Genomic DNA, 10,838 nt, shown 5'->3' with positions numbered 1-10,838 from the left:
TCTGAATGAAGGTCAGCAGTTCATGCTGCTTGCGCGTGAGCATCCGTGCGCACTCCCATCTAGTGAACGAATGCGGAACGAATAAGCAACGAAATATTAGCCGTCAAGCAATTCCGTGCTTTTACAGCAGGTATACAGGAACAAACTGCCCTGCTGGTGTTTCGGGTTCGTTCGCTGGTCGCACGACGAGGGCGTTGGCACGCGCGAGCGAGGAGAGCGCGCCGCTGTCCTGCAGGCCATCAAGCGAAACTTCGCCGGCCTCCCACACTGCACGCAGGAACTCCATGCGGCTGCCGCCCGCCGGCATCGCTTCGCGCAGGGCGGCAGGGATGGGACGCGGCATCGGGCTTGCCGCACCCAGCGCGGCGCGGATGACGGGGAGGAGAAACAGGAAGCCGGTGACGAAGGCGGCTGCTGGGTTGCCCGGCAGGCCAAGGATGATTTGCGCACCGCGCCGGGCGACGAGCAACGGCTTGCCCGGTTTGATCGCAACGCGCCAGAATGCGAGCTCTGCGCCGAGTTCGGCGAGGGCCGGGCGGACGAGATCGTGATCGCCCACCGAAGCGCCGCCGCTGGTGACGATGACGTCAGCATCGCGCGCGGCATCGAACGCGGCCTTCAGCGCTTCGAGCCGGTCCGGCACCGGGCCGATCCGGGTGATCCGCACTGCGGGCTGGGTGGCCAGAGCGGCAAGCATCGCGCTGTTGCTGGCGGGAAGCTGATGGTCGGCAAGGTCCGCGCCGGGGGCAGCGAGTTCATCGCCGCCATCGATGACTGCGAGGTGGAGCTGGCGGCGGACGGGCAGGTGGGCGTGGCCGGCGGTAAGCGCGAGCGCGATTTGCGCGGCACCGATCTTCGTGCCGGATGCCATGAGCACATCGCCGCGCCGGAAATCCATCCCGGCGGGGCGGATGTGGCGGTGCGGCGGCTCGGGCGGAGTGCCGGTGAGCGTGACGCTGTCACCCTCGCGCGTTGCGTCTTCCTGGATCAGGACCATGTCTGCACCGGCGGGGACAAGCGCGCCGGTGCTGATGCGCGCGGCCTCGCCGGGGCCGACTACGCCGCCGAAAGGCCGACCGGCTGCGCTTTCGCCGATCACGCGCCAGGGGCCGGGCAGATCGGCGGCGCGCAAGGCATAGCCGTCCATAGCGGAGACATCGGCGGCGGGCTGGGTGCGCAGCGCGGTCAGCGGCTCCGCGAGATGGAAGCCGAGGCAATCGGCCGTCGCGCGGTGCTCGATCGGCAGCACCGGGGCGATCGCCATAAGGCGGCGCTGGGCTTCCTCGAGCGGGAGCGGCGGGTTGGGCCGCGCAGGTGTCTGCTCGGTCAAGGCGCGCGCCAATCGCCGGACTTGCCGCCGCGCTTCTCGATCAGGCGAATTTCGCCGAGCACCATGCCTTTGTCGATCGCCTTGGCCATGTCGTAGATGGTGAGGAGTGCCACCGAGACTGCGGTGAGCGCTTCCATTTCGACCCCGGTGCGCCCGGTGAGCGATGCGGTCGCGCGGGCTTCGACGCCGTCTTCCACAAACGCGAATTCGACGCTTACGGCATCGAGCGCGAGCGGGTGGCAGAGGGGGATGAGCTCCGCCGTGCGTTTTGCGGCCATGATCCCGGCGATCCGGGCGACGGCGAGGACATCGCCCTTGGGCGTGGTGCCATCACGCAGGGCGGCGAGTGTGGCGGCGTTCATTCGGATCCGCCCAAGTGCGACGGCGACGCGCTGGGTCTGAGCCTTGCCGCCGACATCGACCATGCGGGCACGGCCTTGCGAATCGAGGTGGGTCAGCTCGCTCATGCGTCCAAAATCCAACAGGTTGACACAGTTGACACAGTCCTGAGTGAAAACTCGTGAGCGGGGTATGCAGGTGCTTCAAGCATCTTCAGAGCCAAGGAAATGCGCGGTTTCATGGCTGGGTGATGCCACAAGGATCGGCAGTAGGACAGATGGCAATGCTGATAGCCCGGCCTCAGCCAAGCGCCAGCCGGGTGGCGGCTTCGGCATGGAGGCGGGTTGTGTCGTAGAGCGGCACTGCGCTGTCCTCGGGGCCGACAAGCAGCATGATTTCGGTGCAGCCGAGGATCACTGCGGTGGCCCCGCGCGCGACAAGCCTGGCGATTACGCCGCGATAAGCTTCGCGGGAGGCGGGTTCGATGCGCCCGGCGACGAGTTCCTCATAGATCACGCGGTGGACCTCGGCGCGGTCCTCGGCTTCCGGGATCAGGACTTCAAGACCGTGCCGTTCTTCGAGGCGCGCGCGGTAGAAGGCCTGTTCCATGGTGAACGCGGTGCCGAGGAGGGCAACTGTAGTGTGGCCATCTGCCTTGAGCGCCGCGGCGGTGGGATCGGCAATATGGAGCAGCGGGAGGGTGCTTGCCGCTTCGATTTCCGGCACGCACTTGTGCATCGTGTTGGTGCAGATGACGAGGGCTTCGGCACCAGCCGCTTCGAGCCGGCGGGCGGCATCGACCATCAGGGCATCAAGGGCCCGCCAGTTTCCCGCCGCCTGCAGCGCGGCGATCTCGGCAAAATCGAACGACCACAGGACGAGCCGCGCCGAGGCCTTCGGACCAAGCGCGGCGCGCACGCCCTCGTTGATCATGCGGTAGTATTCGGCAGAGCTTTCCCAGCTCATGCCGCCGATCAGTCCCAAGGTCTTCAAGCACGTTTTCATCGGGGCCATGTCCCAGCAAGAGCGATGCCGGCAAGGTTCTGCGCGCGCTTGATCCGGCGGATGCGGACGCGGGCGAAGCTGGCGGTTTTTGCCAGGTAGCGAGCGTGGAACGGCGCGAACGCGGCGCGTGGCCTCAGCGTACCGCTGGCCTGCGCGACGACCATCGCGGAATCGCCAAGAAGCACGATATCCTGCGCGCCCAGTTCGCGCGCGACATCAAGCGCATCGAGCAAGGCCTGCCATTCTGCTTCGTCGTTGGTGCCGTGGCCGATGGCCGGACGGTGCCAGATGCGCCCGCGCGCCGCGACGGCGGTTTCCATGCATCCGGGGTTGGGACGGCAGCCGCCATCGAAGAACAGCTTGAGCGGGTGATCAGGCACCGAGCAGCGAGCGTGTGGCGGCGGTCACGTCAGCGTGGCGCATCAGACTTTCGCCGACAAGGAAGGCCTTGGCGCCGGAAGCTGCCAGCGAGAGCACGTCTGCATGACTGTTGATGCCGCTTTCCGCCACAAGGAACGCGCCTTCGGGCGCCAGCGGGGCGAGGCGCGCAGTGGTGCCGAGATCGGTGACGAAGCGCTTGAGATCGCGGTTGTTGACACCGATGAGGCGTGACTGGAGACGGGCTGCGCGCTCCATCTCGGCCTCGTTGTGGACTTCGACGAGGACGTCCATGCCATGTTCGCGCGCGGCGGCCTCGATCTCGGCCATCTGCCCATGATCCAATGCGGCAACGATGATGAGGATGGCATCGGCCCCGATGGCGCGCGCTTCGGCGCACTGCCACGGATCGACCATGAAGTCCTTGCGCAGCACCGGCAGGGCGCAGGCGGCACGGGCGGCGACGAGGTAGTCCTCATGGCCCTGAAAATAGGGCGCGTCCGTCAGGATCGAGAGGCAGGCGGCGCCGCCCGCCTCATAGGCGCGGGCATGCGCCGGGGGATCGAAATCGGCGCGGATCAGGCCCTTGGAGGGGCTTGCCTTCTTGATTTCGGCGATGAGCGCGAACCCGGTTTCGGCGCGCTGGCGCAGGGCCGCTTCGAAGCCGCGCGGGGCGGTTTGCTCGCTGGCACGAGCGGCGAGATCGGCGAGGGTGGACGCGGCCTTTCGGGCGGCGACTTCCTCGCGCTTGGTGTCGCAAATTTTCGTGAGTGTGTCGGTCATTTGAGGGCCGCGATCCAGCAGTTGAGCAGGGCATTGGCAAGCCCTTTGTCGATGGCTTCGGCTGCTTCCTCTACCCCTTCGTGCCAATCGGCAGCCTCGCCCGCGACGATCAGGGCAGCGGCGGCATTGAGGAGGACAGCGTCGCGATAGGGGCCGTGCTCGCCTTGCAGGAGCGCGCGCAGGGCGGCCGCGTTGTAGGCGGGATCGCCACCGCGCAGGGCGTCGACGGGGGCGCCGGGGAGACCGGCATCGGCAGCGGATACCCGGCGCATCAGGACGTTGCCGTCCTTCACTTCGGCGAGTTCATTGCCGCCAGCGAGGCTCAGTTCGTCGAGACCTTCATCGCCCGAGATGACGAGGCTGTGTTCGGTGCCGAGGCGGCGGATCGCTTCGGCATAGATCGGTACATAGGCCGGGCGTGCGATGCCGACGAGCTGGCGCCGGACGCCTGCCGGGTTGGCGAGCGGGCCCATCAGATTGAAGATCGTGCGGCGGCCGAGCGCCTTGCGGATTGGTGCGATGCGGGCCAGCGCCGGATGGTGGCGCTGGGCGAAGAGGAAGCAGATGCCAAGATCGCCGAGGGTGAGTTCGGCAGTTTCTGCGGCGCGCTCAAGATTGAGGCCGAGGGCTTCCAGGGTATCCGCTGCACCTGCCTTGCTGCTGGCGGCGCGGTTGCCGTGCTTGGCGACAGGGACGCCGCAGGCCGCGACGACGAGGCTAACGGCGGTCGAGACGTTGAGCGTGTAGTGGCCATCACCGCCGGTGCCGCACACGTCGATGGCGCCCTCTGGGGCGCTGATCGGGATCATCCGGGCGCGCATGGCGCGGGCGGCGCCAGCGATTTCGCTCGCGGTTTCGCCGCGTTCGGCAAGCGCGACGAGGAAGGGGGCGATGGTCTCGTCCGCCACGACGCCATCGAGCATCGCGGCGAACGCGGCTTCGGCCTCCGCTTCCTCGAAAGGCGTATCAGTGACTTCGGGAAGCTTGGTCATGCCGCGAGGTGGGTGGGCATCTTCGCGGCGATGCCGCACATCTTCAGGAAGTTGGCGAGCAGCGCGTGGCCATGCTCGGTCGCGATCGATTCGGGGTGGAACTGCACGCCGTGGATCGGGAGCGAGGTGTGGCGGAAGCCCATGGCGTGGCCGTCGTCAGACGTCGCGTTGATGACGAGGCTCTCGGGCACGTTCTCGACCACGAGGCTGTGGTAGCGCGTGGCAGTGAAGGGCGAGGGGAGGCCTGCGAACAGGCCGGTGCCGTCATGCGTGACGGGCGACGTCTTGCCATGCATCAGCCCGCCGCGCACGACCTGGCCGCCGAAATACTGGCCGATCGACTGATGGCCGAGGCACACGCCGAGCAGCGGCACGCCGGCGTCCGCAGCGGCGCCGACGAGATCGAGGCTGATCCCCGCTTCATTGGGCGTGCAGGGGCCGGGCGAAATCAGGAACCCCTGCGCGCCGGTGGAGATCGCCTGCCCGGCGGACATTGCATCGTTGCGCACGACCTCAACCTTCGCGCCCATCTCCATTAGGTAGTGGACGAGGTTCCAGGTGAAGCTGTCGTAGTTGTCGATGACGAGGATCATTTGGGAGTGCCTTACTGGCCGAAGCGGGGTTCGGACGCGACGCGCAAGGCCTCGCGGGCGGCGGCGAAGAGCGCGCCGGACTTGGCTTCGCATTCGCGCTGTTCGTATTCGGGGTTGCTATCCGCCACAATACCGGCGCCGGCCTGGACGTGGAGGACGCCGTCCTTGAGCACGCCGGTGCGCAGGACGATGCAGCTATCGACCGAGCCGTCCGGCGCGAAATAGCCGACGCCGCCGGCATAGGCGCCGCGCGTTTCGGGTTCGAGTTCTGCGATCACTTCGCAGGCGCGGACCTTGGGGGCACCGCTGACGGTGCCGGCAGGGAAGCCTGCGAAGAGCGCGTCCACGCTGTCGGCGCGGCTCGTATCGAGCTTGCCGACCACGTTCGAGACGATGTGCATGACATGGCTGTAGCGCTCGATCGTGTAGCTTTCCGTCACCTTGACCGTGCCGGCGGCGGCGACGCGGCCGACATCGTTGCGGCCGAGATCGAGCAGCATGAGGTGCTCGGCGCGTTCCTTGGGATCGGCGAGGAGGCTCTGCGCGTTGGCGCGGTCTTCTGCTTCGGTATGGCCGCGCGGACGGGTGCCGGCGATGGGGCGGATGGTCACCTCGCCGTCGCGGATGCGCACGAGGATCTCGGGGCTCGAGCCGATGAGGGCAAAGCCGGGGAGATCGAGGAAGTAGAGGAACGGCGAGGGGTTGATCCGGCGCAGCGAACGATAGAGCGCGGCGGGCGGCAGCGGGAAGGGCACGGTGAAGCGCTGGGCGAGCACGACCTGGAAGATGTCGCCCGCCTCGATGTACTCCTTCGCGCGCAGGACCATGCGAGCATAGTCCTCCGGCGCCATGACGGCGGTACGCTCGCCGGGCTCTGCTGCGTCGAGGCGCGGGTCGGCGGGGACGGGATCGGCAAGGCGGGCAAGCGCGGCGTCGATGCGATCGGCTGCGGCGGCGACGAGGCGTTCAGGCGCGCCGCTGCCCGGCCATACGGGGGCGACAGCGATCAGTTCGTCCGAAAGGCGGTCGAACACGAGGACCACGCTGGGGCGCACGAACAGCATGTCGGGCAATTCGAGCGCGCTGGCAGGCGCGCGGGGGAGCTTTTCGACGAGGCCGATGGTTTCGTAGCCGAAATAGCCGACGAGGCAAGCGAGCGACTTGGGCAGGCCCTCGGGCACGTCGATGCGGCATTCGCCGACCAGCGCGCGCAGCGCGGCGAGCGCGGGTTCGGCAAGCGGGGCGAACGCCCCGCGGTCGGTCTGCCACTGGCGGTTGATTTCGGCCGACGCACCTTCGGCGCGGAAGACCAGATCGGGATCGAGCCCCAGCAGGCTGTAGCGTCCGCGCACTTCGCCGCCTTCGACCGATTCCAGCAGGAAATCGCCCCGGCCTTCCGCCATGAGCTTGAGCGCGGCGCCGACCGGCGTTTCGGTATCGGCAATCAGCTTGCGCCAGACGAGCGCGGGACGCCCGGCTGCGAGTGCGGCGCGCGCGGAGGCGCCGCCATCGGGGAGCAGACCAGCGATGCCTGCATCCTGCGTGTCCGGAGCCGCCGCCACGGCCTTACTGGCCGCCGATGAGCTGCGTGCGCAGCGCCGCGATGGCCGGCTCGTTGCGCTTCACGCCGACGGCTTCGCGCACGGCCATGCGCAGCTGGTCAACGTATTCGCGGCCGGTGAGCTGGCCAAGTTCGACCCGGGCGCGGGCGAGGAAGGGATCATTGGCCTTCACTTCGCCGGGGGTGACCTTGTTGAGGACGACGACGAGGAAGCCGGCCTGCTGCGGCGCTTCGAGCTTCTTCGCGGTGCCCTGCGCCATCTCGAACATCAGCTGGAGCGTGGCGGGGATCTTGGGTTGCATCGCGTTGAGCTGCTCACGCGGCATGGTGACAGTCTGTGCGGGCGGCACCGCGACGCCGAGCGTCTTGAGTGCCTCGGCAAGCGGGACCTTCTTTGCGAGCGCGGCCATCAGCTTGTCGGTCGCGGCCTTGGCGGCGCCATAGCCGCGCGAGGTCTGAAGGTCGGCAACGACCTTGTCCTTCACTTCAGCGAGCGGTGGCGGAGCGGCCGGCGTGATCTGGCCGACATCGAAGATGACATAGCGTTCGCCCGCCTTGAGTTCGGCGACCTGCGGCTCGCCCTCGCGCTCCATGCCGAAGGCGGCCGGGAGCAGCGGGGTGACATCGGCGTTCGGCTTGATGTCCGGGCGGCCGGGGACCGCGCCGCTGGCTTCGAGCGGATCGGTGGTGATCACGGTGAGACCCGCGCTCTTGGCCACGTCGGCAAGGCCGGTGCCGCTGCCGAAGGCATCGTCGAACTTCGCCGAAAGATCGGCAAGTGCGGTCTTGCGCTTCTCGGCCGCGATGGCGGCAAGAATCTCGCCGCGCGCCTGATCGAGCGACTTGCCGGCATTCTGGATCACGCTGTCGATCCGGATCACGTGCCAGCCGAGCGTGCCCTTGGCCGGCTGCGCGATCGTGCCCTTGGCTGCCGCGAACACGGCTGCGGCCACGGCGGAGGAGGCTTCGCTTTCGAGCTTGGTGCGGGTGACCGCCGGGATCTTGCTGGCCGAAAGCCCCTTGGCGGCCGCGGCGGCCTCGATCGACTTGCCACCGGCGATTTCGGCGGCGAGTGCCTTGGCGGCGGGCTCGGTCGGCACGATCACCTGGGTGAAGGCGCGCGTTTCGGTCGGCGCATAGGTGGCGGCATTGAGCTTGTAGCGCGCCGCCACTTCGGCCTCGCTGGGCGCGGGCAAGTTCCTGATCGCGCTTTCGTCGAAGATCGCATAGCGGATCGTGCGGCGCTCGGGGCGCTGGTAGCGCGCGCCGTTGGTCTTGTAGAACGCGGCGATATCGGCATCCGACGGCGCCGTCTTGGGCGCAAAGGCGGAAGAGGGGATCAACTGCACTGCGCCCTCGCGCGTTTCCCTGAGCACCGCCGCGTAGCGCATGGCGATGCTTTGCGGCATCGACGCGCCGATCCCTGCCGGGATCAGCACCTGCCGCGCCATGAGGCCCTTGGCGACATCGTCGCGCAGCAGGGCATCGGAGATCCCGCGCTGGCCGAGCAGCGACTTGTAGGCGGCCTGGCTGAACTTGCCGTCTGCGCCCTGGAACGCGGGCATCTTGGCGATCTCGCTGTCGATCAGGCGGTTGCTGACACCCATGCCGACCGCGCTCTGACGCGCCCATTCCATCAGCGCGGCCCGATCGACCAGGCTGTCGACGACCTGTTCGAGCGCGCCTTGCGCGACGAAGTCCTTCATCGTGACGGTCGGGCTTTCAGCCCGCGCATTCTCGAGCGCGTTGCTCATGGCCTTCTGCACATCGACCGTGCCGATATGCGCCGATCCCACGGTCACCGCGCGGTCGGCATTGGTCGCCCCGCCGAACTTGGCACCGGAGATATCCGCACCTGCAAACGAGAGCGCGATGAGCCCGAGGAACACCAGCGCGAAAGCGACGCCGATACGGGACTTGGTCATGGAACGGATGAAGCCGAGCATCGGGGCCTGTCGTTAGCTGTTATGGTAGCGGAGTGTATCCTTGGGGCGCATTAGGGGGCAAAGCGAATTCCCGCAATGGTCTGCGCTGGCCAAGGGTGAGCGCCTGACGGACGTTTAACACCAAGATTGCATGTCCCGCGCTTTGCAAACCCTGCCGGGGTTTGATAGCGGCCCGGGCATGAGGAGGAATCACCCAGTGATCGAGTGTCAGGTCCTATGAGCCAGCGTCCCTACATTGTCGGCAACTGGAAGATGAACGGCAGCCGCGTCATGCTCGCCGAAGCGCGGGCGATCGACCGCGCCGGGCAGCGCTACCCCGATGTGGAAATCGCGCTGGCGCCGCCATTCCCGTTCCTCGGCCCCTTGCGCGAGGCAGTCAGCGCGATCGGCGTGGGCGGGCAAGATTGCCACACTGCGGCGAAAGGCGCGCACACCGGTGATGTTTCCGCCGCGATGCTCGCGGACATCGGCGCGGACTTCGTGATTCTCGGCCACAGCGAGCGCCGCCGCGATCACGGCGAGGATGATGCGCTGGTCCGTGCCAAGGCCGAAGCGGCGCTGGCGGCGGGCCTCGGCGTGATCGTCTGCGTTGGCGAAACGCTTGAGGAGCGCGACGCGGGCAAGGCCGAGGCGGTGGTTTCGCGGCAGATCGAGGGTTCGGTTCCAGCAAGCGAAAGCACGGCGGTGGCAGCTGGACGGCTGGCCGTAGCCTACGAGCCCGTCTGGGCGATCGGCACGGGCCGCGTCGCCGCGGTGGACGATGTGATCGCCATGCACGCCGCCGTGCGCGCGCGCCTTGCCGCGATCTTCGGCGAGGAAGCGGGCAAGATCCGCATTCTCTACGGCGGTTCGGTCAATGGCGAGAACGCGGCTGCGCTGCTGGCCGCGCCCGGCGTCGGCGGCGCGCTGGTGGGCGGCGCGAGCCTCACCGCCGATGCGTTCCTGCCGATCGTGGCGGCGGCTTCGCAGCCGGAAGGCTGAACGGGCTACGGTTCGATCGGCAGAGGCTGCGAGATCTCCTGCGCCCTTGCGCGCGGGGGGCTTGCGCCCTAGATGCGGCGCATTCTCTTCAGGCGAACAGCAATGTCTCTCTTCATTTTCCTTACCGTCGTCCAGGCGCTGGTGGCAGCCGCCCTTGTCGGTGTGATCCTTATCCAGAAGTCGGAAGGCGGCGGCCTCGGCGTTGGCGGCAGCCCGGCGGGCTTCATGTCGGCACGCGGCGCGGCCGATTTCCTGACCCGCGCGACGACCGTGCTGGCCACGCTCTTCGTCGGCCTAAGCATCGTGCTGGCGGCGCTGGCTGTGGGCACCACCTCGAGCCGCGAGATCGACACCTCACTCCAGCGCACCGCTCCCGCCGTGCCCGCGCCCGATCCGCTGGCACCCGCGCAAGGGCTTCCGGCGGCTGGCCCGGCCGAGGCGCAGCCTGCGCCGGCATCGCCGGCTCCGGCGGCGCCCGCCAAGAGCGCGCCGGCCAAGGCCGATCCGCTGGCCGGCGGCGCCAAGCAATAAGGCACAAACGCCGGATTTCCGGCATCATTGCTGCGATGTTCCTGCCCGCCTGACGGCGGCCGGGAACGTCTGTTTGTTTTTTGCCCGCCCGTTTGCGTCTGTGGATTGCCAGCCGGAATCCGGTGGTGACCGCTTGCGCATCCGGAGCTTATGACGGTAAGGCCCACCTCCCATGGCGCGGTTCATTTTCATCACCGGCGGCGTGGTTTCCTCGCTTGGCAAAGGCCTCATGGCGGCGAGCCTCGCGGCGCTTCTGCAGGCGCGTGGCTTCCGGGTGCGAATCCGCAAGTTCGACCCCTATCTCAACGTCGATCCGGGCACGATGAGCCCCTATCAGCACGGCGAAGTCTTCGTGACCGACGACGGCGCGGAGACCGACCTCGACCTTGGCCACTACGA

11 protein-coding genes and 1 pseudogene are annotated in these 10,838 nt (G+C 67.9%); 3 read left to right on the top strand and 9 right to left on the bottom strand.

Features of this window, described 5'->3' with window-relative positions; all coding sequences use genetic code 11:
* Positions 1–121 precede the first annotated feature (121 nt).
* From Q0082_RS12685 to Q0082_RS12645, 9 genes are all read right to left on the bottom strand, one after another.
* Complete coding sequence (locus Q0082_RS12685; RefSeq protein WP_298193176.1) at positions 122–1,330, bottom strand: molybdopterin molybdotransferase MoeA; 1,209 nt, start codon at positions 1,328–1,330, stop codon at positions 122–124.
* Positions 1,327–1,797, bottom strand: a complete 471-nt coding sequence (moaC, locus tag Q0082_RS12680) for a cyclic pyranopterin monophosphate synthase MoaC (RefSeq protein WP_298193173.1) — start codon at positions 1,795–1,797, stop codon at positions 1,327–1,329. The genes Q0082_RS12685 and moaC overlap by 4 nt, the downstream gene beginning before the upstream one ends.
* Positions 1,798–1,969: 172 nt before the next feature.
* On the bottom strand, positions 1,970–2,662 hold the full coding sequence (locus Q0082_RS12675; RefSeq protein ID WP_298193179.1) for an aspartate/glutamate racemase family protein: 693 nt from the start codon (positions 2,660–2,662) through the stop codon (positions 1,970–1,972).
* Between the two features lie 8 nt (positions 2,663–2,670).
* Positions 2,671–3,054 (bottom strand): reverse transcriptase-like protein, encoded by a 384-nt coding sequence (locus Q0082_RS12670; RefSeq protein WP_298193170.1) that lies wholly within the window; start codon positions 3,052–3,054, stop codon positions 2,671–2,673.
* On the bottom strand, positions 3,047–3,835 hold the full coding sequence (gene trpC, locus Q0082_RS12665; RefSeq protein ID WP_298193168.1) for an indole-3-glycerol phosphate synthase TrpC: 789 nt from the start codon (positions 3,833–3,835) through the stop codon (positions 3,047–3,049). Before trpC ends, Q0082_RS12670 begins: the two co-directional genes overlap by 8 nt.
* Positions 3,832–4,827: an anthranilate phosphoribosyltransferase gene (gene trpD, locus Q0082_RS12660; RefSeq protein ID WP_298193166.1), complete on the bottom strand. Its 996-nt coding sequence runs from the start codon at positions 4,825–4,827 to the stop codon at positions 3,832–3,834. Before trpD ends, trpC begins: the two co-directional genes overlap by 4 nt.
* Positions 4,824–5,420 carry an aminodeoxychorismate/anthranilate synthase component II gene (locus tag Q0082_RS12655; protein WP_298193164.1) on the bottom strand — a complete coding sequence of 199 codons (597 nt, stop codon included), beginning with the start codon at positions 5,418–5,420 and terminating at the stop codon, positions 4,824–4,826. The genes trpD and Q0082_RS12655 overlap by 4 nt, the downstream gene beginning before the upstream one ends.
* 11 nt (positions 5,421–5,431) lie before the next feature.
* Positions 5,432–6,949, bottom strand: coding sequence for a chorismate-binding protein (locus Q0082_RS12650; RefSeq protein WP_298193178.1), 1,518 nt, complete (start codon positions 6,947–6,949; stop codon positions 5,432–5,434).
* Between the two features lie 37 nt (positions 6,950–6,986).
* Positions 6,987–8,927, bottom strand: a complete 1,941-nt coding sequence (locus Q0082_RS12645; RefSeq protein WP_298193160.1) for a peptidylprolyl isomerase — start codon at positions 8,925–8,927, stop codon at positions 6,987–6,989.
* A gap of 216 nt (positions 8,928–9,143) precedes the next feature.
* Here Q0082_RS12645 and tpiA point away from each other — a divergent pair, with 216 nt between their 5' ends.
* The 3 genes and pseudogenes from tpiA to Q0082_RS12630 form a co-directional block, all read left to right on the top strand.
* Positions 9,144–9,908: a triose-phosphate isomerase gene (gene tpiA / locus Q0082_RS12640; protein WP_298193158.1), complete on the top strand. Its 765-nt coding sequence runs from the start codon at positions 9,144–9,146 to the stop codon at positions 9,906–9,908.
* Between the two features lie 102 nt (positions 9,909–10,010).
* On the top strand, positions 10,011–10,439 hold the full coding sequence (gene secG / locus Q0082_RS12635; RefSeq protein WP_298193155.1) for a preprotein translocase subunit SecG: 429 nt from the start codon (positions 10,011–10,013) through the stop codon (positions 10,437–10,439).
* Between the two features lie 172 nt (positions 10,440–10,611).
* Positions 10,612–10,838, top strand: a pseudogene (locus Q0082_RS12630) (CTP synthetase); the annotation flags it as partial.

Source organism: Novosphingobium sp., from assembly GCF_027489515.1.
Taxonomy (GTDB): domain Bacteria; phylum Pseudomonadota; class Alphaproteobacteria; order Sphingomonadales; family Sphingomonadaceae; genus Novosphingobium.
This window is presented reverse-complemented; position numbering and strand designations above follow the sequence as displayed.

Bases quoted from the DNA above. Each gene is read 5' to 3' on its own strand.
- tpiA (WP_298193158.1), top strand. From the start codon at position 9,144: ATGAGCCAGCGTCCCTACATTGTCGGCAACTGGAAGATGAACGGCAGC.
- trpC (WP_298193168.1), bottom strand. From the start codon at position 3,835: ATGACCGACACACTCACGAAAATTTGCGACACCAAGCGCGAGGAAGTC.
- Q0082_RS12645 (WP_298193160.1), bottom strand. From the start codon at position 8,927: ATGCTCGGCTTCATCCGTTCCATGACCAAGTCCCGTATCGGCGTCGCT.
- trpD (WP_298193166.1), bottom strand. From the start codon at position 4,827: ATGACCAAGCTTCCCGAAGTCACTGATACGCCTTTCGAGGAAGCGGAG.
- secG (WP_298193155.1), top strand. From the start codon at position 10,011: ATGTCTCTCTTCATTTTCCTTACCGTCGTCCAGGCGCTGGTGGCAGCC.
- Q0082_RS12655 (WP_298193164.1), bottom strand. From the start codon at position 5,420: ATGATCCTCGTCATCGACAACTACGACAGCTTCACCTGGAACCTCGTC.
- moaC (WP_298193173.1), bottom strand. From the start codon at position 1,797: ATGAGCGAGCTGACCCACCTCGATTCGCAAGGCCGTGCCCGCATGGTC.